Here is a 23241-nt window from a genome sequence, read left to right on the forward strand (position 1 = left end):
AGTTATAAGGGTTGTCCGTTCCACCAGATACCTACTCTTTGGTTGTCCGGCATGATAAGCCGGCGACACAATTTTTCTTAAGTAATTCGTTTGCTTAGGGTTATGAGGTCAATAGCCTATATGGTTAGCACGACGTATAAAGGGCCCACCTACGATTACAAGCCCTACCTACACCACCTGTGGGTTTCACACCAGCCCACGTTTCGTTTATCCCATGATTGAATCAGCTTCTTTTCTTACCCCGGCCCAGATAGTGGCCGAACTCGATAAGTATATTATTGGTCAGCACGATGCCAAGCGTCACGTAGCTATCGCGCTGCGCAACCGCTGGCGCCGCCTGCATGCTCCCGCCGATATGCAGCGCGAAATAGTGCCCAACAATATCCTCATGATTGGCTCGACGGGCGTGGGCAAAACGGAGATTGCCCGCCGTCTGGCCAGCATCGCCGATGCGCCCTTCACGAAAGTGGAAGCCTCCAAGTTTACCGAAGTCGGCTATGTAGGCCGCGACGTGGAAAGCATGGTGCGCGACCTTGTGGAGCAATCGGTGAACATGGTGCGGATGCGCCGTAAGGAAGAAGTGAAAGTACAGGCTGCCCAGGTAGTAGAGGATATCATTTTAGATGCGCTTATTCCGCCCATTTCCAGCACGCCCACTACGGTAAGCAAGTCGTCCGTCGACTTCAGCGGTGAGGGAAACATGCCTGAGAGCGACCACGAGCTAAACGAGCGCACCCGCGAGAAATTCCGCCAGAAAATTCGGGCCGGCGAGTTGGACGACCGCAAAATTGACATCAAGGTTCAGCAAAATAATACGCCCGGTATTGGGGTAGTGGGTGGCCCTGGCGGCATGGATGAAGCCTCGATGGCCGGCCTTCAGGATATGCTGAGCAGCATGATGCCCAAGAAAACCCGGAAGCGCAAAGTAACCATCGCCGAAGCTCGTAAAATCCTGCTCGATGAAGAAGCCGCTAAGCTCATCGATATGGATGAAGTGAAGGACGAAGCCATCCGCAATGCCGAAAACGCCGGCATTATCTTCATTGATGAGATTGACAAAGTAGCCAGCCGCAACGGTAAAAGTGGGGGAGGTGGCCCCGACGTAAGCCGCGAAGGCGTGCAGCGTGATTTGCTGCCCATCGTGGAAGGCTCGGCCGTCAGCACCAAGTATGGCGTTATTAATACGGATCATATCCTGTTTATCGCCGCTGGTGCCTTCCACGTAGCCAAGCCCAGCGACCTTATTCCCGAGCTGCAAGGCCGCTTCCCGATTCGCGTAGAGCTGCAAAGCCTCACAAAAGCCGATTTCTTCCGTATTCTCAAAGAGCCTAAAAACGCGCTTACCAAGCAGTATGAGGCGCTCTTGATAGCGGAAGAGGTGGAGTTGTCCTTTGATGACGCCGCTTTGGAGCGCGTGGCCGAAATTGCTTTTGAGGTGAACGAAGAAGTTGAAAACATTGGGGCCCGACGCCTGCACACGGTGATGAGTCGCTTGCTCAACGATATTCTGTTCGATGTGCCCGACCGCATTGGAGCCAATGCGCACATTCTGATTACACGCGAGCTGGTAGAAGAGCGCCTCCGCGATATGGTCCGCAACCGAGATTTGTCGCAGTATATTCTCTGATTTACAGTAGAGTCAGATAGGTGAGCTAGTCCTCAACTAAAGTATTCCAACGAAAAAGGCGGCTCTCAGAGCCGCCTTTTTCGTTGGGTTTCCTCTGCGGCTAATTTGCCCGTATAAGAATTTCTTTCGACCGCTTCATCTTCAATTTCTATACGCGATGCACTACTATATCATTACTGGCGCGAGCCGAGGCTTAGGCAAAGCGCTGGCCGAAGAAATCCTGCGCCAACCCGATACGATGGTGCTGGGGGTTTCGCGCCACGCTACCATCGAGCATGCCCGCTATCAGCACCAGCCTCTCGACTTATCGGATATCGTGGCCGTGGAAGCCAATTTGCATAAGGTATTTGCCCCCCAGCCCGATGCGTCCAGCATTACGCTGGTGAATAATGCAGCGGTATTAGGCCAAATCGGATACGTGGGTGAGCTACCCAATGAGCATTTCACATTCGCTTTCGACGTGAGCTTAGTGGCTCCGGCTATGCTCATGAATACCTTTTTGAGCAAATACGCCGGCATGACTTGCCCGCGCACTATCCTCAATATCAGTAGTGGGGCCGCGTAGCGCGCCGTAGATGGCTGGGCCGCTTATTCCGCCTCTAAGGCCGCCCTCGATGCGTTGTCACGCGCCATTCAGAAGGAGCAGGACTTGCGGGGGACAGGGGTACGCGTTCAAACTATATCACCGGGGGTGCTGGATACAGGCATGCAGGAGCAAATTCGCGGCACTGATAACCGGCAGTTTAGCGAAGTCGACAAGTTTGTTGCTTTTCACACCGAGGATAAACTCGCGGATCCGGTAGAAGTCGCCCGCAAGATTCTTGCCTCACTCTAACTGAGTTGATTGGGTGATATCGCTGCGGCCTTAGCATATAGGTTGCCTTAGTAGGTAGTGCCAAAAAAAGCCCCCCAGACTATTCTGGGGGGCTTTTTATTTAAGCTACAATTTATTAGTAGCCAGGGTTCTGGGTTATATTCGGATTGTTCACCGTTTCACGGAACGGAATCGGGAAGAGCAGACGGTTAGGGTCTACAATTCCCAGTACGCTTTGGGCCCGGCCGGTACGCACCAAGTCAAACCAGCGGTGGCCTTCCAGGGCCAGCTCAACCCGACGCTCCTGCGCAATAGCATCTAGCAGAGCCGCCTGGGTAAGGCCGGCTCTGGCCGCCAGCCCAGCCCTCACCCGCACCCGGTTTAGCAGCGTTAGCGAGCCGGGGATGTCGCCCAGCTGGGCTTTCGCTTCTGCCCCGATCAGCAGGATTTCGGCAAACCGAAAAACGCGGAAGTTATCGGTGCCGGTGCCCGGATCGATGAATTTGATTCCGTATCCGGCAGGAATGCGCAGCCCGTTTGAGGTAGTGACAGTAGCCGCGCCATTGGATATGGTGGCGTCTTTGCGCAGGTCACCGGCTTCGTAGGCCGTAGGCAGTGAGCTTGCCGCGCCCGTTGGGCTCAATTCATTGCGGCCCCCACTGGAGCCGGGCAGAAAGTAGAAAGCGTACTGGCTCGACGTATTGGCATCAAACTGAACCTCAAAAATCGATTCGATCGAGTTCTCGGTGGTGAAAATGGTCCGATAGCTGGGGAGCAACTGAAAACGGTTGCTGGCGATAATCTGATCAGCGGCGGCGGCGGCGGCTTGCCAGTTCTTACGGTACAGCTCTACGCGCGCCCGCAGCGCGCGGGCAGCTGATTTGGTAGCGCGGCCTACGTTGACTTCCGGCAAGGAGGGTTCAGCGGCTGCCAGATCGGTCAGCACTTGCTCGTAGACCGCGGCCTGCGGCGAACGGGCTACGTTCAGGGTCGCGTCGGGCGTAGAGGTCGGCGTGAGCACTATCGCTACATCACCCCAATAGCGCGTAGCGTCGAAGTGGGCGAGGGCCCGCAAAAACAAGGCTTCGGCTACGAACGCGTTACGCTGGGTTTCCTCAATACTCGTTATGCCGGGCACCTGGGCAATCACGTTGTTGGCGCGACCAATAGTGCGGTACAGGGCAAAATAAGTATTCTGATTGTTTGCGTTGTCTGTCAGAATGTTGCGGTTCTTTATCTGCGCAAACGTCGGAAAAGTGCCGATGTGAGCCAGGTTATCGGCTACCAGATCAGCAAAAATCGGATACTCCAGGCCGTAGTAGTTGGAACTGGTCAGCGCGCCGTAAATGCCGATTACTGCCCCGCGTGCTCCTTCCAGGTCAGTGAATACATCATTCCGGTCGACCGAAGTCTGGGGAGTGGGGTCTAGAAAGTCGGAGCAGCTGCCTGCGCTCAGACCCAGTAGACCAAGCATTGCCAGGGTGGCAAATTTTGAACGAATTGTCATATGGTCAGAAGAGAAAGACGGTTTAGAAGCCTAGATTAACACCTACCTGGAAGGTGCGGGCTTGCGGGAAAGTTAGAAAGTCAGTGCCCAAAGACGTGTTGCTGCCGCTGAAGGTGTTGATCTCAGGGTCCAGGCCAGAGTAGTTGGTGAAGGTCAATACGTTCTGGCCGGAGAGATATAACCGGGCCGTTTGCACACGCATCACTTTCGTGAAGGCTTCCGGAATGTTGTAGCCGAGCGTGAGCGTCTTCAGGCGCAGGTAAGAGCCATCTTCCAGAAAGCGCGTCGAGGTACGACGGTTGTTGTTGGGGTCGCCGAATGCCGCGCGGGGCATATCGGTGTTGGGGGCATCGGGGCGCCACCGGTCAAGAACCGAGGCAAGCTGACCAAACTGACCGTTCATGCCTTCTGCAAAAGCGCGGGTATTGTTGTAAATCTCATTGCCGGACTGATACTGGAAGAAGAAGCCTAAATCGAAGCCTTTAAAGCTCAGCTGGTTGTTTATGCCACCAAAGAACTTGGGCTGCGCCGAGCCAATAATGTCCTGGTCAGCCTGGCCTATCATGCCATCGCCGTCTAGGTCACGGAAGCGAATGTCACCTGGGCGGGTTCCTGCTGCCTGATAGAACACGGTGGTACGGCCGGCAAGCTCACGGGCGCGGGCATTATCGGCATCAATTTCCTCCTGGCTCTGGTAGATGCGGTCTACCACATAGCCGTAGAAGCTGCCCAGGGGCGAGCCTACCTGCACCCGGTTGGCGAAGCCAGCCTGAAACGGTGCGTCATTCACCAGACTGGTTACTTCATTGCGGATAAAGGACATATTAAAGTTGGTAGTCCAAGTAAACGCGTCATTTTTGACGTTCTGCGTGGTTAATTCCAGCTCCAAGCCCTTGTTTTCGAGGCTACCAATGTTCTGCGTGACGGAGAGGAAGCCGGAAGTCAGCGGCAGCTGACGGTTCAGCAGCAAACGATCTGCCTGCTTCTTAAACACGTTGGCTGAGAAGAGCAGCCGGCTATCCAGCAGGCCCACATCCAGGCCCACGTTTACTTCTGCTGACTTTTCCCAGGTCAAATCATCTACCCCGATCTGCGTGGGCACCAGGCCGGCGATCTGGTTGTAGTTGGCCAGGTTGCCGGCACCTACCCCGTACAGATTGCGTGAGGCAAAGTTGCCGATTTCGAAGTTGCCGGTTTGGCCATAGCCCCCACGCACCTTCAGCTCGTTTACGAATTTCTGCTCAGGGAAGAAAGCTTCTTCCGAGATGCGCCAGCTGCCCGAAACAGCCGGAAAAACGCCGTACTTGTTTTGAACCCCGAAGCGCGACGAGCCATCGCGGCGCAACGAGCCGCTCAGAATGTAGCGGCCCTTGTAATCGTAGTTCACCCGGCCAAAATAGGAAAGCAGTGTCCAGAGCGTCCCATCGGAGGAGGCTTCGGTTCTGACCGAGCCGGCCGCCAGGCGTTTGATCTTGTTGGTCGCAAACCCCGAGACGGTGGTCGTGATGCCTTCCTGGGTTGACTTAATTGCGCTCTGACCGGCCAATAGCGTGATGTTATGGTCACCCAAAGACTTCGTGTAGGTCAGCGTGTTCTCCGTTTGCCACAGCACGTCATAGCGGCTGTTGGCGTTGCCTATGCCATTGCTGCCTGCTCCCTGCAGCAGAGTGCTGGGGATAAACCGATCCTCTTTCAGGTTCAGGTAGTCAGCTCCTAGAGTGGTGCGCAGACGCAGATCCTTCAGAATGTCAGCTTCCGCGTAGATGTTGCCGATCATGCGGTTGCTGCGCGCTTCCAGGGTAGGCAAGGTCGCGGCTGCCACCGGGTTTTCTACCGAGGAGAAAGGGTCCCGGCCAAAGCTGCCATCAGCGTTACGGAGTGGCGTCTGTGAGCCCAGCAGGATGGCGGCGCTCAGTACACCGTAGATGTTGTTGTCGTTGGCGATACGGTTGCTCAGCGAGCGGCTACCGGTCACGTTTACGCCCACCCGAATCCGGTCAGAGATTTTATTGTCAATGTTGAGGCGCATACTGCCGCGCTTGAAGCCCGAGGCAATGATGATACCCTCTTGATCAAAGTAGCTGCCCGAAAGCAGGAAGCGGGTACGCTCGTCGCCTCCGGAGGCAGTAAGCGTATAGTTGCTTATACCAGCGGTGCGGAAGATCTCATCCTGCCAGTTTGTGCTGGCCCCGGTAAACAGCGCCTGTTGCGCAGTCGGATTAGCTTCCACGTAGCGTGGGGCCAATCCAACATTAACGCGGGATTCATTGATGATGTCCTGCGACTGCTGTCCGTCTAGTACATCTAGGCGCTTTATTGTCTCCTGAACGCCCTTATAAGCATCGAACGTTATTTTGGTGCGGCCCGCCTGACCGCGCTTGGTCGTGATAAGGACCACACCGTTCGCGGCCCGTGAGCCATAAATGGCAGCGGCGGCGGCATCCTTCAGAATTTCGATGGAGGCAATGTCGTTCGGGTTGATGTCGGACAGAGCATTCAGCTGCTGGTTGCCAACGCCAATGTTGGAATAGCTGCCCGTGTTGATTGGCACCCCGTCCACCACATACAGCGGGTCGCTGCTGGCGGAGATGGAGTTGTTGCCCCGGATGCGCACAGAAATGCCCCCTCCCGGAGTACCTGAGTTGGCCGTAACCTGCACCCCGGAGGCCCGGCCTTGGAGAGCTTGATCTACGCCTGCAATAGGCTGCCCCTGAAACTCCTTGGCGTCAACGGAGGTGATAGCCCCCGTAACCAATGCTTTAGACTGGCTGCCGTAGCCTACCACGACCACTTCGCTCAGTGCTTTCGTATCAGCTGCAAGCGAAACATTTACTTGGTTGTTAGTGCCAATAGGTTGTTCCTGAGTTACATACCCAATTGAGCTGAAAACCAATGTGGTACCAGTGCTTGGTACTGCAAGCGTGAATGTACCGTCTGAATTGGTTGAAATACCATTACTAGTGCCTTTTACCAGAATGGTAACCCCTGGCAAGCCTTCTCCCGTTTGCCGGTCTGTAACCCGGCCAGATATACTCCGGTCTTGAGCTGTCACCTGCTGCAACAGGGTGACAATGAGCAAAAAGCTCATCAGTAAGATTTTTTTCATGCAATAGAAATGAATTAAGTGAGTTTGGTCAACTAAGATAAACATAAATAAAATATCATAACATTATAGAAACACACTTTATAGGATTAATTATAATACATTTTGTATATACGTTATTATATATGATGTATAAGAGTTTATTATATATACTGTGCTTCTGATGCTGTTAAGCGTGACAATTTTGATTAAGCCTTTATATAAGTATTAGGCATTGGCTAAATAAGAAAAAGCCCCCCAGACTTCTGGGGGGCTTTTTTTGTAATCAAATATTTCCGCGTTGAATAACGCGCAAGTACTAGGGGCGCACTATCACAGCCGTGTAATAGCGTGTGGCAGTAGTTCCACCAGCCAGAGTTGCATCAACTTTGAAATTAAATGTGTTGGCCGCACGCGAGGAAGCTGGACTAGTACCAGCCCCTACCACTGTACCAGTGGCACGAATCGAGTTAGCCGGAACAGACAGGGTAGCAGTTCCGTCGACTATAGGCAGAGTACCCAAAACTTTAGTACCACCTGTAAGATTAGTCACGGTTACGCTGCTAGCCCCTGCCGCCGATATTTTCAGAACAATGTTGCTATTTAAAGGGTAGTCAGCGGTGATCTTATTGATGTTGTCGTCAAAAATGATCGGAGTCTGGGGAATAATCCGGAAGTTCTCCTCTTCCTTTTTGCAACTAGCGAGTGTCATCGCTGCTACTAAAAGCAACAGCACATGGTAGATGATTTTTTTCATGAATCGAATTCTTGATTAGAAAGTGGGAAAAGCGCCGCGTGGAGAAGTTGTTGGCCCCCACGCGGCAGCATTTTGCTAGCGGCCTGGATCCCAGAATACAGATGGTGCCGTCAGATCGGTACGCTCCGGTGTGTTTGCTGGGTTCGCTACACGCTCTAGATCCGGGTAAGGAAGAATACGAGGAATCTGCTGCAAGACCGCATTAGCAGCCAATGACAGGGTAGGAAAGCCAGTACGGCGCCAGTCCGTCCAAGGCTCTACTGCTACACCATAATTGGCTACAAACTTTTCTTCGATGATCGTCCGAAGCAGGTTGGCTGGAGTGATCTGCGCGACTCTGCCTGCAATGTAGGTAGTTGCGTCAGCGGGGGCTACACCGGCGGCATCCATGGATGCCTGAATACCTGCTCTCAGCGCGGTGGTAGCGCTTGCTACGTTGCCCGTGCGTTGATAATACTCAGCCAGAATTAAGTTGTACTCAGCGTAAGTCAGCATCCGAATAGGAGCCGCTCCTGTATAAGTAGTAGTAGAACCGGGTGTAAGCGCGCCACGCAGGTATGTGTTCATGCGCGAAAAGGTAATATTCGGCGCACCTGTTACGCCCGTACCGTTGCCGGCACCGGTGTACTGACCAGCCGCTGGAGAAGCTGTAAAGTAAGAAGGCCGACGCGGATCCGATTTTGTATTCATCAAGCTAACCAGCGTCGAACTTGGAAAGAACGTGCCGGGACGGCTTATCTCAAATTGATGAATAGGGTTTTCGTTCCGGGATACGGCTGCGAAATCCAATTGAAAGTTATCGGTATTGCTACCCATAAAACTCGTAGGCCCCTTCGCAATGAGGGCAGCAATATTACTGGTGGCAGTAGCTGATACCTTGGGATAGTAGTGAACGTACAAACGCAGCTTAAGCGTGTTGGCAAACTTCGTCCACTTAGTCAGGTCACCATTATAGATCAAGTCGTCACCAGCAGGGGTAAAATCCGACGCCTTTCCAAGATCCTCAATGCCCGAATCAAGGAGAGCCATAATTCCGGTGTACACATCCTCCGACTTATCATATTTAGGCTGCACGTTGGCACCAAATTTCAACGCTTCCGTGAAAGGAATGTCTCCAAAGGCATCTGTAGTGATAGCAAATGTGAAAGCCTGCATGATCTTGCTGATGCCGGCATACTTAGGACTAGCGGCTTGCGTCTGATCAATGAGCTTCTGCATATCAGCCAAAGCTCCTCCGTAGATGTTGCCCCGCCAGGCATTGTTCAGATCAGTCGCAGTCACGCTGTAGCGGTCGTACTCAGCCGTCTGAGTACCCGAGCCGCCCTGACCGGAAAACTGCTGCACGAACAGGGAGGTGTACCGATGGATATCAGAACCCATCAAAAATCCGAGCTGGGTTTCAGCAGACACCAGTATGTTGGCTGCTGGAGCAACCAGCACATCATTCGGGCTTCGGTTAATATCCAGAAAGTTGTCGCAGGCACCAAGCAGCCCTAGTGTGGCCGTGAATGCGACGTATTTAGTAAAGCGGGAAAATCGCATAGTATGTTCGTTTGATCAATTAGAAAGTGAGGCGAATTGAAGCGCCGTACGTGCGCGACTGGGGCAGCGCGTTGAACTCCAGACCCTGCGAATTGCTTTGGCCCTGAGCGTTCACCTCCGGGTCAATGTGCGGGATGTTCGGAGCGTACAAGAACACGTTACGAGCGTTCAGGCCCAACTCAACGTTGCCTAAAAAGGTTCTATCCGTCAGGGCTTTGGGCAGCGAATAAGTTAAGGCTAATTCGCGCAGACGAATCCAGGAGGCATCAAATACCACGAACTCTGCTCGGCCGAAACCATAAAGGTCATCAAAATACTCTTCGGCTCTGATCTGAGTTGTATTGGGGGTAAAGCTGCCATCGGCCTGCTGAACTACGCCCTTAATGACATATAGATTGTCACGATCTCCGGTCTCCTCGGCTGCACCAAACCGACGCAAGTCGCTTACGTTGCGCGAGATGACGTCGCCACCGTAGCGAATGTCCAACAGGGTATTAAGGGTCAGGCCCTTAAATGCAAAGGTATTGGTGATACCGCCCGACCATTTTGGGTTTGGATCGCCCACGATCTTGTTATCCAAAGCCAATTGAGCACGACCCTGGGCATTGAGTAGTAACTGCCCATCGGGAGAGCGTTGGAATACGCTGCCGAAAATTACACCGTAGGGTTGGCCGGCAATCAGCCGAGTGCTGGGAGTAACGAAACCACCCAGAGTAATCTGCTCCACGCCAGGAGCCAAAGACACTACACGGTTGCGAATACGCGTCCAGTTGAAAGAGTTGCTGTACGTGAAGCCTCCAGCCTTTACAGGAATAGAAGTGATAAGCAGCTCTATACCTTTAGCTTCCGACTTACCAATGTTCTGAAAATTGTTAGTGAAACCTGAAGCTGCAGCTACGGGCACCTGGAAAATGATGTCCTTACTCTGCTGGTTGTAAACAGTACCTTCCAATCCTAAACGTCCTCCGAAGAAGCTTAAATCAAGGCCACCCTCGTAGGTAGTGGTAAACTCCGGACCTAAGTCAGGATTGCCCCCTACGTTGTCCAGAGACTGACCGACCTGATCACGGAAAGGGAAGTTAATGGCTGGGCCAAAACCATCGGCTGGGATATTGGTAGAAGAGAAGTAGGTATCGGTAGAATATACGGGAGCCTCACGACCTACTGTGGCAGCAGCACCTCTGATTTTACCGGAGGTGAAGTATTTATTGTCCTTTAAGCCCGGTATAGCTTCGGTGAACACAACGCTGGCTGATACGCCAGGATAGAAGTAAGAGCGGTTTTCAGGGCTGAAAGTTGACGAGAGGTCATTACGACCCGTTAAGCCAAGGAAGGCGAAATCTTTATAGCCAACGTTCAAATCACCATAAAAACCAATCAAGCGGGTTGCCGACGTAGTGCCGAAGGGCAGAAAGGTTTTGGTATTGGCAATGTTGTCGAAACCACGGATTACAATGTCACTACCCGTTACACCCCGGCTCGTTGTCCGACGCTGGTTGATTTCGTTACCTACCAGCAGGCGTACATTCAGATCCTCCGTGATATTGCGGTTGAACGTCAGGTTCAGGTACGAGCTAAGCTCGCGACGGTTGAACGTTTGATCCCGAATAGCACCAATAACAGCCTGCGCGCCGGGAACAAAACTTCCCCGACCATCACGGGCCCCAACATACTTGAATTCCTGAGCGTACGTATCCGTGCCCAGTTTGTAGTCCAACGACAGCCAATCGGTGAAGTCATAGCCCACGCTCACATTACCCACGATACGGTTTATCTCATCGTCGTAGGTGTTGTTCTTGATCGTCCACAATGGGTTATCATCATTGCTGTACCAGGTATTGTTGGGCGTAAAGGTGCCAACAACAGCTGCACCCTGCTGACCACCGTTGGGTAGCTCAAAAGGATAGCGGTGTACGTCGTAGCTGCGGGGTAGGGACCAGCTACGGAAAAAGGGGTTTGCCAACGTATTTCCCTGAGGAGTTCGTGAGGAAACGTTGTTGGAGAAGATCATATTAACGCCCGTACGCAATTTGTCCGTGAGCTGCGCATTGCCGTTGAAGGTTACGGTATTACGCTTCAGGTCATTATTGTCCAAAATACCCACTTCATGCAGATTACCATAGGAGGCAAAATAACGCGTCCGCTCAGTAGCACCTGATAAAGAGACGTTATTCTGGAAGTTGGAGCCTGTCTTGAAAATGTCTTTGACGTTGTCAGGGTTGATAGTCAGGACCTCATCTTCACCTCGGAAGTTCGTGACGGTCTGGCCTTCTACCCGAGGACCATAAGAAGCGACACTGGTGCGGCCGAAATTACCACTGTTGCCCTGACCATAGGTGTTCTGATAATCAGGCAGACGGCCCACCTTAACGATGTTGTAGTTCGAGGTTACGTTTATCGACTGCTTCTTCGAGCCTAGCGTAGCTCCTCTTTTAGTCGTGATAAGGATAGCGCCCGAAGCGGCCCGCGAGCCATATAGTACGGCCGCAGCAGGTCCTTTCAGAATGGAAACGGTTTCGATATCGTCCTGGTTGATGTCGATGGCCCGGTTGGAGTTAGCAACCCCGTTCTGGAGCGCGTTGCCGCCTCCACCGTTGTCAATCGGAATACCGTCTACTACAAATAGAGGCTGATTGCTGCCGTTAAATGTGGTTAGACCACGAATAAAAATGTTAGAAGACGCGCCTACCATGCCGCTGGAGCCTTGAACGCGTACGCCCGCTACCTTACCAGCCAGCGAGTTTACTACGTTAGTCTGACGGGCTTGCGTTAGCTCTTCCGCCTGAACCTGAGATACTGAGTAGCCCAGTGACTTCTTTTGAGTCTCCTGACCAAGTGCGGTAACAACTACTTCACTCAGCTGCTTGGTGTCAGAAGCTAAGCCAACATTGATTCGATCTTCAGTGCCGATAGACCGATCTACGGTGATATAGCCAATAGAACTGAAGGTTAATACGCCACCGGTAGCTGGTACTGTGAGCGTAAATGTACCGTCAGAATTCGTTGAAATGCCATTCGTAGTGCCTTTCAGCAGCACTGTTACGCCTGGAAGGCCTTCCCCCGTTTGTCGATCCGTAACCTGACCCGATACATTTCGGTCCTGGGCCGTGACTTGCTGTAGCAAGGTGAACATGAGCAATATGCTCATGAGTAAGATTCTTTTCATGCAAAAAAGATTTGGGTAAGAAGAAATGTGAAACTTAACTTTTGCTCTGCTAAAAATAAGGAGGATTTATGGAAAACAAGATTTTAGATCACTTTTTACAGTGATTACACCAACTCATATGTTTAAAAACAGACATTAAAAATCTAATAGAAATTAATATAGCATAGAGAAAATAACAATAGTTATAGGAATGCTGCAAAATAATTGGTGTATTTAAAGATTCTTTTACTGCTTCTCCGTAGGCACTCATACTTTGAAATACTTGCCAATCAGGTGCATGTAGATTATTTAAGACTTACGCAGTTGTTTTTACGAAACTAAGGCGGTCTAACCAAAACGGACGGGGAGAATTCTTAACTTCTACTGCCGGTGAACGAAAAAATGAATCTTGGTGAGTTGCTCACCACCCGCAAGGCCTATATATCCTCATTCAAAGCTGAGTGCGTACGTCGGCGACTATTGATGACTGGCAAAGCATTGCGGCCCATGTATGAACCATTTTGTCCCCGTTACTTAAGCTAGTGGCTCTAAGCATTGGACTAGGCCCTGCCCATCAGCGCAGAGCAAGGCGAAATCAAACGACTGCAGGCTGAACTGAGGCCCAATCCACTTGCCACGGTATCTGAATTGCCTGCTGGGCCAATCTGTGCTTGAGGTGGTGTATTAGATTACCTCATAGAAGCCTGACCAAAGTGAGACACCACTTCTATTTCTAACCCAAGTTACGGAATAGTCGCGTAGCGGCGACAGAGGCGCAAGGAAATCTGTCGCTGCTACGCGGCTTATGTGTCCGCTTGTGGCCATTTCTACCAACATGCCGCCACTATGCAGCTACTCCGCAACTTGGGTTTTCTACTCTAACCCTCGCCACTCAGCAAGCACTCTTCTCACCAATCTGAACAGACTCTCCTGCTTAACCTACTTATTGGTTCAACATCTATTAGTATTGGACCACCTCAGAGGATGTTAATAGAGGGGTATATGACCTTCGCGGGGAAACTGTTATATTAAAAGCGAATTAAAGTAAAAACCACTTCTTAGCGCTTTAGACGGTTTTTTTCTTTACGTTTGGGTTTCATCACTCATATAAAATTCACTCACCAACACAAATTAGTACATGAAAAGACTTTTCTTATTATGCAGTTTTCTGTTTATGGTCGCCCTGTTGCAGCAGGTAGCGGCTCAAGACAGAGGCATCTCTGGGGTTGTGGCTGATGCTGCCAATGGGCAGGGTCTTCCTGGAGTGACAGTACTCGTGAAGGGTACTACTATTGGGGCCTCAACTGGTGCTGATGGCGCGTATACATTAAGTATTCCAGCGTCGGCTACCACACTTACGTTCAGCTTTATTGGTTATAATAGTGTTGAGCGTGCTATCAGTGGTGCCTCCACTATCAATGTTACTCTCACCACTGATACCAAGCAGCTAAATGAGGTAGTGATTACGGCACTCAACGTAGAAAGAACGCGTAACTCCTTGCCTTTTACTGCCACAGTAGTAGAGGGCGAGAATATCACGGTTGCTCGTAACCCCAACGCTGTTAACGGACTATCGGGTAAGGTGGCTGGTTTGAACATTCAGCAAAATAATGGCTTAGGTGGATCCTCTAACGTTGTAATTCGGGGCACTAAATCGCTCTTCGGCAACAACCAAGCACTGTTTGTGGTCGATGGCGTGCCAATCAGCAATGCCAACACCAACACTGCTGGTCAGCAAACTGGCCGGGGTGGCTATGATTATGGTAACGCCGCCGCCGATATCAACCCAGATGATATTGCTTCTACTACGGTACTAAAAGGCGCTGCCGCCACAGCACTTTATGGCGAACGAGCAGCTAATGGAGTAATCTTGATAACGACCAAAAAAGGTCGCAAAGGACTGGGCGTAACTGTAAATGCCGGAGCTACTGTTGGCCGTATCGATAAGAGCACCTTTATTAAACACCAGACGCGCTATGGAGCTGGTTATGGCCGCTACTATGAAGATGAGTCTGGTTATTTCCTTTCCCGCGATGTGCTGGGTAATGGCGAAGACGCTTTAGTAACTCCTCTATCGGAAGATGCCTCTTATGGTGCTCCTTTTGACCCAAATTTGCTGGTTTATCAATGGGATTCCTATGATCCAACCTCGCCCAACTACAGAAAGGCTACGCCATGGGTTGCCGCTGCGAATGGGGCCGATACCTTTTTTGAAACGGCTACTACGCTGAATAATAGCGTTATGATCGATGGTGCTAATGATAATGGCTATTTCAAATTGGGATACAACCGGGTAGATGATACGGGGGTATTGCCGAATAGTAAAATAACCAAGAACATCATTAATCTCGCTGCCTCTCTTAATCTGACTCCTCGCTTAACGACCAGCGCAGCTATTAACTACACAAATCTGCAAGGTAGAGGCCGCTATGGCACCGGCTATGGTGATGGCAACATCATGACGAACTTCCGGCAGTGGTGGCAGACAAACGTTGACATTAAGGAGCAAAAAGCCGCCTATGAGCGCAATGCTGCCCGCAATTTCAACCCAACCTGGAACTACGCTGATCCAGACAATCTGACTCCTATCTACTGGAATAACCCTTACTGGGTACGCGAGCAAAACTACGAGACAGACTCACGCGACAGGTATTTTGGTAACGTGGCTGCCACATACAAGTTTGCCGATTGGTTTAATGTACTTGGCCGTGTAACCTTAGATACTTATAGCGAACAGCAGGAAGAGCGTCTAGCCGTTGGAAGTGTGGGCGTATCGGAGTATTCACGCTTTAACAGAACTTCTAAAGAGGCTAACTTCGACTTGATTGGTAATTTTTCAGCAAACATTACCGATGCTATTTCCTTTAAAGGCTTGTTAGGTACCAACTTGCGTCGTCAGGCTTTTAGCTCAATTCTTGCTTCCACTACTGGTGGCCTCGTTGTGCCGAGATTGTATTCTTTGTCTAATACCGTCGATCCTCTGCAGCCACCAGTTGAGAGTGAGATACAGGTAGGAGTAGATGGTGTTTTTGCCAGCACTACGTTTGGACTGCGGGACATGCTGTTCCTGGACCTGACCGTCCGTCGGGATAAGTCCACAACGCTACCCGTCAACAATAATGTGTTTTACTATCCTTCAGCTGCCCTTGGTTTCGCCTTTTCTGAGCTAACGAAGGAATCTGCTCCTTGGCTGTCGTACGGTAAAGCCCTCATTAACTATGCGGAGGTAGGACAAGGTGCTTCCCCTTTGAGCGTTTTTGATACCTATGTTAAGCCTACGGGCTTTGGATCGATTCCGCTTTTCTCGTTGCCCGATACGAAAAACAACCCGGAGCTAATGCCCGAGCGGACTAAAAGCGCCGAAGCAGGAGTGGAACTGGCATTCTTAGAAAGCCGTGTTGGTTTGAACGCTACAGTATATCAACAGAATACTGTAGATCAAATCATTCCACTCAATATCTCTACTGCTACTGGCTTCAGCCGCCTGTTTGTTAACTCCGGAAACGTTCGCAACCGCGGCGTAGAATTGGCTGGTTATGTAACGCCTTTCAGAAGCGATAAACTGACCTGGACGGTGAATGCTAACTGGTACAAAAACCGTAATGAGGTTCTTTCTTTGTTTGAAGGAGTTGATAACATTGTATTAGCCAGCTACCAGGGTGGGGTTACTTCCAATGCTACCGTAGGCCAAGCATTTGGTTCGCTACGGGGCTCTACGTACCGGCTTAATGATAATGGAGAGAGAATTCTGGACGTAAGGAAAAATGCTGCTGGCTTGCCTACGACCGCTTACTACGCTCAGTCATCTACATCTAATGAAGTTATCGGAGACCCCAATCCTGACTGGAAGGCTGGTCTTTCCAACACGATTAACTATAAAGGCATCTCTCTCTACTTCCTGCTGGATATTCGTAAGGGTGGTGATGTTTTCTCACTCGACCGCTACTATGGCCTTGCTACCGGTATGACCGAGGAAACGGCAGGTGATAACGATCTGGGAAATCCATCGCGGAGCCCAATTGCACGTAACGCAGATGGATCCTACGCTGCAAACAGTGGTGGTGTAATTCTGCCTGGCGTTTATGCCCCCGGAACTACCATCAATGGTCAGGATGTTTCCGGCCAACCGAACACGGTGCGGTCGAGCAATACGAACTATGGCTTGTTTGGCTACTTACGCAATCCAAACTCAGCTTTTGTGTATGATGCCAGCTTTGTGAAGCTCCGGGAAGTGTCATTGTCTTATACTCTGCCAACAGCGTTTGTGACGCGGGTAGGCGGTGTAAAAGGAATTGATGTTTCCTTGATAGGTCGCAACCTGTGGTTGATTCACAAGAACCTACCTGACGCTGATCCCGAAGATGCCTTGAGTTCCGGCAACTTAGGTCAGGGATATTCATCGGGTGCTTTCCCCACTACGCGCAGTGTGGGTGCTAATATCCGCTTCCGGTTTTAAGAAAAACAACGAATGAAAAAGATACTTCTTTTCGGCTTTACAGCTCTATTTCTAGCCACGTCATGCGTGGATAGTCTGGACGACTACAACGTTGATCCTAAACGCGCCACCACTGTGCCTGGCGTTACCTTGATCACCAATGCACAACGCAGCTTAGCTCGTACCATTACCAGCTCCAACGTGAACCTGAACCCTTTCAGGCTTTACGTGCAGTACTGGGCACAAACCACGTACTTCGATGAAAGCATCTACAACATCGATACTCGCGCCATTAACAATACTTTCTGGACTGCCTTATACCGTGATGTATTGGGAGATCTAAGAGAGGCCAAAAAAATTATCACGGCCGATCCAGTTCCCACCGAGGCAGTGAAAGCTAATCAGCTGGCTATTCTGGAGGTGATGGAAGTGTATGCATGGTCAACGCTGGTTAACACGTTTGGCAACGTACCCTATACGCAGGCCCTGGACTTCAAAAATACCCAGCCTGCTTACGATGACGCTGCTACCATTTATACCGACCTCATCGCACGGCTTGATGCGGCCATTGGGCAAATGAAAGGAGACGCAGGTAGCGGCTCGTTTGCAGATGCAGATTTGTATTACCATGGCGATATTGCGGGATGGTTGAAGTTTGCCAACTCCCTCAAGCTACGCATGGCGCTTACAATCGCCGACGTGGATGCTACCAAAGCAAAACTGTTGGCTGAGCAGGCTGCATCTAAAGTGTTAACCAGTAATGCGGATAACGCACAATTGAATTTCCTTTCCAGCTTTCCTAATGCTAATCCTGTTTGGGAAGACCTAGTGCAGAGTGGTCGTTTCGACTACGTCGGCGCTAGCACCTTCATCAACCAGTTGAATACCCGGAATGATCCAAGAAGGGACGACTACTTCAAGACGGTAGCGGGTGGTACTAATGCTGGCACCTTCCGTGGTGGGGTATATGGCACGAACAACAGCTATGCTTCTTTCTCTGCGCCAGGCGAAAAGCTGGAAGATCCGACCCAGCCAGGCGTGTTGCTCTCGTATTCCGAGGTTGAGTTCCTGTTAGCTGAGGCTGTTGAGCGGGGCTTTGCTGTTGGCGGAACCGCTGCTACTCACTATAACAGAGCTGTAACGGCCTCTATTCAGCAATGGGGCGGTACCACAGCTGAGGCGACTACTTACCTAGCCCAGCCAACCGTTGCCTACGCTACTGCTGGTAGCACGTACAAAGAGAAAATAGGTATCCAGAAATGGATTGCCTTATACGCGCAGCCTGTAGAGTCATGGAAGGAGTTTCGTCGTCTCGACTATCCAAGGCTGACTGCTCCGGCTGGTGCATTGAGCGCATTACCCCTGCGCTTCACTTATCCGGTGATAGAGCAAAACCTTAATGGAGCGAATTATACCTCCGCATCTTCTGCAATTGGGGGAGATGTTGTAACGACTAAAATATTTTGGGATAAATTTTAGTATTCCGTAATACCCACACAAAAAAGCCCCCCACAATTTGTGGGGGGCTTTTTTGTGTGGGTTGTCTCAGTCAGGCCCTAATGTCCTCGGCCAAGGCCCATTCAGCATATTTTGCAAGTCTGTGCACTATATATCGGTGCGCAAGTCTTTAATAAGCTTATAAGGGAGCAGCACGGACTTGCCAATCCAGAGATTAAAATCATCAGGTTTCTTGCTCCTCGATCGTGGTATAGTTGAGGTCTGGGTTTTTGAATATGGATAAGGACAGAAGATATAGGCATGCATCCAGTTGATAATATAAATAATCTAGTAAAATTTTGCTTAGCTTGGCAGAAGAAATTCTAGTTTTAACTCTTTCCTTCTTATTGTCTCAACACACTCCCACAACTTTAAACCACATGAAAAAAACTTTATTCATCATCTTCTTGATGGTCACCGCGCTGTTGCAGCAGGTGGTAGCCCAGGATAGAAGTATTTCCGGACGCGTGACCGACGCGGCAAGCGGTCAGGGCTTGCCGGGCGTGACGGTGCTGGTGAAGGGCACAACAGTAGGGGCCTCTACCAATAGTGATGGCACTTTTAATCTGAGTGTACCCTCAACGGCAGCTACGCTTACCTTTTCATCTATAGGCTATCTCTCCGTTGAGCGGCCTATAGGCAACTCAAATGTTATCGATGTGCAGCTGGCAACTGACACTCGTCAGTTAGAGGAAGTAGTCGTAACCGGTTTGGCCACCTCTATCAAACGTTCTAACCTGGCCAATGCCGTGACTACTATCTCAGCTAAGGAACTGGTAGGTAGCACACGGCCGGTGACAGTAGATGCTGCTCTGAACGGCAAAGTAGTGGGTGCCAATATCTCTCAAACCTCCGGGGCGCCTGGTGGTGGTGTGGCTATTCAGCTACGCGGTATTTCCACGCTAAATGGTAGCACTCAACCGCTCTATATTATTGATGGCGTCTATGCCGTTAATGCTGAAGTTGGTAATGGAGCCGGCGCGGCGGCTTTTTCGGCGGCGGCTTCCACAGTTGCTGGCCGTAGCTCACAGGATAACCCGGTCAACCGCATATCAGACCTGAATCCTAATGATATTGAAAGCATTGAGGTCCTGAAGGGCTCCAGCGCGGCGGCCATTTATGGTACTCGGGCTAACAATGGCGTAATCATCATTAAGACTAAGCGTGGAGTAGCTGGTCAGACCCGTGTTAGCTTTAATCAAGACTTAGGCTTTGCTAAGGCCTGGCGTTTATTGGGAAAGGAAGACTGGACGGATAGTAAGATTGACCTCGTATACAGTGGGGCCCGTGCTGCACTTGAAAAAGAGCGCTTACGTACCGCCCAAGCCAATGGACAGATTTTCGATTATGAGAAGGAAGTATTCGGGAATACCGGATTCTTGCGCAATTCCTCGGTCAGTATCTCTGGTGGATCGGAGCGAACGAAATTCTACGTAGCAGGCACTACCAGCAATGAAGAAGGTATTGTGAACCGCACCGGATTCAAGCGTAACTCAGTTCGGGCCAACATAGATCAAAAGATTGGTGAACGCATCGATATAGGAGTTACTTCAAGCTTTATCAATACGCAGAACCGGCGGGGCTTTACAGGCAATGACAACCGGGGAGTGAGCTTGGGCTACACCTTGGCATACTTGCCAAGCTATGCTCAGTTGCAGCCTAATGAAGCAGGTGTATTCCCTGAAAATCCATATGGCGGTGATAACCCATTGGCTATTGTAGAGCGTTCGATAAATGAAGAAAACACTAATCGCACGGTGCAGGCAGCTACTGGGGTGCTCCGTATTTTAGAAAAAGAAGGCTCTTCACTACGGCTGGCTGTGCAAGGCGGTATTGACTTTTCGAGCAGCGATGCATTGCTGGCATTACCAGCCGATCTACAATCACAACGGAACCTCGCTAATCCTGGCGCAGTGCGGGTAGTAAAAAACCAGTTCTTCAATTACAATGCGCAGGCATTCTTAGTGTATGACTGGCGTATAGGCGAAACCATCAACCTGACCTCCCAAATTGGTTCGGTACGTTTGGGCCTTGAGCGTGATTTGAGCTTTAGCCAGGGGCAGAACTTAGCGCCTGGTAACCCATTATCACCTAATCGTAGCTCATTGGTAACTCAGGAAGTTGAGTTCGGCTCTGAGCAGGATATTGGCCAGGTTGCCCAGCAAGAGATAAACTTTCGGGATCAGATTATCGCTACGGCAGGCGTACGATTTGATAAATCGAGCCGCAACGGCGACCCGAATAAGTACTATGCTTTCCCGAAGGCTTCCTTAGCAGTGAACATAGCTAAGTTTGGCTTCTTTGATTTGCCAGCGGTAAACTTAGTAAAGCTTCGTGCGGCCTACGGTGAAACGGGTGCTCCACCCATCTTTGGCTCTACTTTCTCGCCATTGGTAAACATAAGCACGGGGGGGCGGATTGGCTTTTTGCCTTCAACGCTAGTGGGTAATCCTAACATTGGGCCGGAGCGGGCTACCGAATTTGAAACCGGAGTAGACTTAGCGTTTCTTGACAACCGCATCACTCTGGAAGCAACGGTGTATAATAAGGTAGCAAAAGACCTTATCAATATATTCCAGCTGGCGCCAAGCACGGGTGTTACTTCTATTCGAGCATTCCCGGTGGGCGACCTGCAGAACCGTGGCATAGAGTTATCGTTAGGCGCGACGCCTGTACGCACGGATAACTTCAGCTGGACCTCAACCACCCAATATTGGTCTAACCGCACGAAGGTGACGCGCCAAGTGGTACCTAATTTTAATACTGGCTTAGGTTTTGGCGCCTCATTCGGCCGCAACGTATTCTCCTTGGGGCAGTCGCCCTCACGCTGGTATGGTTCCCCTACTAGTGCTACTGATAACCCCAACAACCCTAGCTTCCTGACGCGTTACGAAGAGGCGCAGCCAAAATTCCAAATGTCGTTTTTGAACAGCTTTACTCTATTTAAAAACGTGGAGTTATCCTTTCTGGTAAACTGGCGCAAAGACTCCTACACAAGCAACCTGAGCCGTCTTCTACAGGATGAGGGCGGCACGACAGAGGATTGGAGCCAGGACGATGATGGTGATGGCGAGGTAAATGGCCAGCAGCGTCAGAGTGGAACGGCCCGTGAGTTTATTCAAAACAGTGGCTTTGTACGCGTACGGGAGGCGAGCATCTATTATTCGGTGCCAGCCAGCGTGCGCACCAGCCTGTTCAAAGACTATGTGCGAAATATTCGCATAGGGGTGTCGGGGAACAATTTGCTGACTTACACTGATTATGTTGGCTATGACCCAGAGGTTTCCAACTTTGGTTCTACCTCCAATGGTGCTCAGGTAGATGTGAGCAGCTTCCCGAATACACGGCGGGTGTTTTTTCACTTGAGCCTCGATTTTTAATCTTCACTTGCTTCACTCTACCAATGAATAAAATATTAAAATTTCAAGCTCGTCCTCTATTGATGGCGGGCACTTTGGCTACTTTGCTTAGCGCGAGCAGCTGCAGCTTTTTCGAGATTGATAAGGTAACGGACCCTAACAATGCCAGCATTGAGAGTGTGGCTACTAACGCCAGCCAGGCTCAACTGAACGCGCTTGCCGTAGGCGTGGAAGCGTCGCTTCGACTGGGGCACGCGAACAACAGCTCCTATAACCAGATCGTAGGTACGCTGGGCCGCGAGGTGACCGTGCTGGCCCAAACGGAAAGTCGTTGGTATCTGGAATTGCAAGGCCGCCGGGGAGCTACTGGAAACGTTAGTGTGGATGTGCTTGATGATGCTGCTTTCTACAATGGTCAGTACACTGACTTCGCGCGCGTAGGCCGCGCGGCCCGGGTCTTCCGGGCATCGGCCGAGGCGAGTGCAGTAGTTAATGCCGAGCAAAAGAGTGGCATTGCCGGCTTCACGCGCACGTATGAGGCGCTAAGCAAACTGCATCTGCTCAACCTGCAAGGTGAGAATGGTATCCGGGTAGACCTGGACGATATTCGGCGCCCTGGCAAATTTGTGACGCCAGCTGAAGCGTTAGTAAATATTCGCCAGCAGCTCGATCAAGCCGACCAGGATCTGGCTGCTGCGGGTGCAGCTTTTGCTTTCCCGCTTTCAAGCGGCTACGCTGGCTTTAATACACCTACCACCTTCCGGCGCTTCAATCGGGCACTGGCTGCGCGGGTGTCATTGTACCAAGCTGACTTTGCCGGTGCTCTGACGGCTCTGAATGCATCGTTTTATGATCGGGCTGGTAGCCTTACTTTGGGCCCAAAAATTACCTTTAGCCCAACCACCGCCAGCGACGTAGGCAACCCATACTTTCAGGTACCGAATGGTGAGCCATCTAACCTGGTAACGGTGCCTAGCAATTTTGTGACGGAGGCTGAAGCGGGCGATACGCGCTTAGCAAAAGTAGCGCTGCGCACCACACCTCGCACGCTGGGTAACATAACAGGGACCTACGAGGCGCGTGTGTTTCCATCCCAAAATGCTCCTCTTGACATCATCCGCAACGAAGAGCTTATTCTGATTGCGGCGGAAGCGCGGGTTGGTACGGGTGACTTGACGGGTGCTTTGGCCGATATCAATGCTATTCGGACTCGGGCTGGCGGTCTGCCTGCCCTCACGGCTGGCTCGCTCGCAGGTTCAGCTCAGTATATCAACGAGATTCTGAAGCAGCGTCGGTATTCCTTGTTCTATGAAGGCCACCGTTGGATCGATCTGCGTCGTCTGAATCGGTTGAACCCGAACCCAGCTCCTGGACAGACGCTTGCTTTCACCGCTGCCCCTTTCCGGCTGTTTACTCGCCTGGAGCGGCCAGCGGCTGAGAAGCAGTGGGACATTGCTAATCCGTAATCCTCGGATC

The 23241-nt window shown here is 51.0% G+C and carries 10 protein-coding genes and 1 pseudogene; 6 read left to right on the plus strand and 5 right to left on the minus strand.

All coding sequences use genetic code 11. The features are described from left to right. Positions 1-214 precede the first annotated feature (214 nt). Together hslU and B9A24_RS22690 are read left to right on the plus strand one after the other, a co-directional pair. Complete coding sequence (gene hslU / locus B9A24_RS13015; protein ID WP_084446455.1) at positions 215-1627, plus strand: ATP-dependent protease ATPase subunit HslU; 1413 nt, start codon at positions 215-217, stop codon at positions 1625-1627. Positions 1628-1784: 157 nt separating this feature from the next. After that, positions 1785-2462 (plus strand): annotated as a pseudogene (locus tag B9A24_RS22690) (SDR family NAD(P)-dependent oxidoreductase). Between the two features lie 115 nt (positions 2463-2577). On the opposite strand, the gene B9A24_RS13025 reads toward B9A24_RS22690, so the two are convergent. From B9A24_RS13025 to B9A24_RS13045, 5 genes are all read right to left on the minus strand, one after another. Further along, positions 2578-3948 (minus strand): RagB/SusD family nutrient uptake outer membrane protein, encoded by a 1371-nt coding sequence (locus B9A24_RS13025; RefSeq protein WP_084446456.1) that lies wholly within the window; start codon positions 3946-3948, stop codon positions 2578-2580. 22 nt (positions 3949-3970) lie between these two features. Next, positions 3971-7054 (minus strand): SusC/RagA family TonB-linked outer membrane protein, encoded by a 3084-nt coding sequence (locus B9A24_RS13030; RefSeq protein ID WP_159452042.1) that lies wholly within the window; start codon positions 7052-7054, stop codon positions 3971-3973. Positions 7055-7349: 295 nt separating this feature from the next. Next, positions 7350-7787: a hypothetical protein gene (locus B9A24_RS13035; RefSeq protein ID WP_084446458.1), complete on the minus strand. Its 438-nt coding sequence runs from the start codon at positions 7785-7787 to the stop codon at positions 7350-7352. Between the two features lie 75 nt (positions 7788-7862). Continuing rightward, the gene (locus B9A24_RS13040; RefSeq protein WP_084446459.1) at positions 7863-9329 is read right to left on the minus strand and encodes a SusD/RagB family nutrient-binding outer membrane lipoprotein; all 1467 of its coding nucleotides are present in this window, start codon (positions 9327-9329) and stop codon (positions 7863-7865) included. A gap of 19 nt (positions 9330-9348) precedes the next feature. Next, positions 9349-12495 (minus strand): SusC/RagA family TonB-linked outer membrane protein, encoded by a 3147-nt coding sequence (locus B9A24_RS13045; protein ID WP_084446460.1) that lies wholly within the window; start codon positions 12493-12495, stop codon positions 9349-9351. 1117 nt (positions 12496-13612) lie between these two features. On the opposite strand from B9A24_RS13045, the gene B9A24_RS13050 reads away from it, so the two are divergent. From B9A24_RS13050 to B9A24_RS13065, 4 genes are all read left to right on the plus strand, one after another. Beyond that, positions 13613-16930 carry a SusC/RagA family TonB-linked outer membrane protein gene (locus B9A24_RS13050; protein ID WP_084446461.1) on the plus strand — a complete coding sequence of 1106 codons (3318 nt, stop codon included), beginning with the start codon at positions 13613-13615 and terminating at the stop codon, positions 16928-16930. 12 nt (positions 16931-16942) lie between these two features. Then, positions 16943-18388 carry a SusD/RagB family nutrient-binding outer membrane lipoprotein gene (locus B9A24_RS13055; RefSeq protein ID WP_084446462.1) on the plus strand — a complete coding sequence of 482 codons (1446 nt, stop codon included), beginning with the start codon at positions 16943-16945 and terminating at the stop codon, positions 18386-18388. 398 nt (positions 18389-18786) lie between these two features. Then, a complete protein-coding gene (locus tag B9A24_RS13060; RefSeq protein WP_084446463.1) occupies positions 18787-21786 on the plus strand; it encodes a SusC/RagA family TonB-linked outer membrane protein in 3000 nt (999 codons plus the stop codon). Positions 21787-21809: 23 nt separating this feature from the next. Further along, on the plus strand, positions 21810-23231 hold the full coding sequence (locus B9A24_RS13065) for a RagB/SusD family nutrient uptake outer membrane protein (RefSeq protein WP_084446464.1): 1422 nt from the start codon (positions 21810-21812) through the stop codon (positions 23229-23231). Positions 23232-23241 lie beyond the last annotated feature (10 nt).

The sequence above is a fragment of the Hymenobacter roseosalivarius DSM 11622 genome (genome assembly GCF_900176135.1).
GTDB classification, from domain to species: domain Bacteria; phylum Bacteroidota; class Bacteroidia; order Cytophagales; family Hymenobacteraceae; genus Hymenobacter; species Hymenobacter roseosalivarius.